Origin of the sequence: Zobellella iuensis (genome assembly GCF_016746085.1) — a bacterium.
Taxonomy (GTDB): domain Bacteria; phylum Pseudomonadota; class Gammaproteobacteria; order Enterobacterales; family Aeromonadaceae; genus Oceanimonas; species Oceanimonas iuensis.
Genome location: NZ_JAERTZ010000005.1, coordinates 1 through 585 on the forward strand (window position 1 = coordinate 1; position 585 = coordinate 585).

At 49.7% G+C, this 585-nt stretch carries 1 tRNA gene; it reads left to right on the forward strand.

The window, feature by feature from the left end:
* Positions 1-217: 217 nt before the first annotated feature.
* Positions 218-293 (forward strand) — tRNA-Glu (locus JKV55_RS02755).
* Positions 294-585 lie beyond the last annotated feature (292 nt).

Here is a 585-nt window from a genome sequence, read left to right on the forward strand (position 1 = left end):
TCTCAACGCCTGTTGAGTGTTCACACAGTTTGCTTGATATCGATAGAGCGCTTTTGATAGAGGCGTGGCCACAAGTTTGCCTATAGCTTGTGGCACACCGAGTTCAGCCAACCAAGCCCAGTTCAACTCCGGTTGTGCTTGCCGCTCGGGTTCGCGGAGCTCACCACTCGCCTTTACCAAAAAACGATGAGGCAGCGCTTCATCAACATGTTTTTTGGTCCCCTTCGTCTAGAGGCCTAGGACACCGCCCTTTCACGGCGGTAACAGGGGTTCGAATCCCCTAGGGGACGCCATTTAAGCGATAAGCCTTAAGCTAGCAGCTGGAAGAGAAATTCTTCAAGCTACCAGCTTAGAGCTTTATGCTCTTGCTCTTTAACAATCTGGAAAAGCTGATGAAATTAATAAGTTCTTGATACTGCAAGTGTCTTGGAACTTCTTGGCGAAAAATTGTTGTAAGCATCAGTCACTGATGCAGCGACTCCGCCGAAGTCAGTGCTGTCGGTCCTTCGGGTTCGATACACACTTCTTGGGGTTGTATGGTTAAGTGACTAAGCGTGCACGGTGGATGCCTTGGCAGTCAGAGGC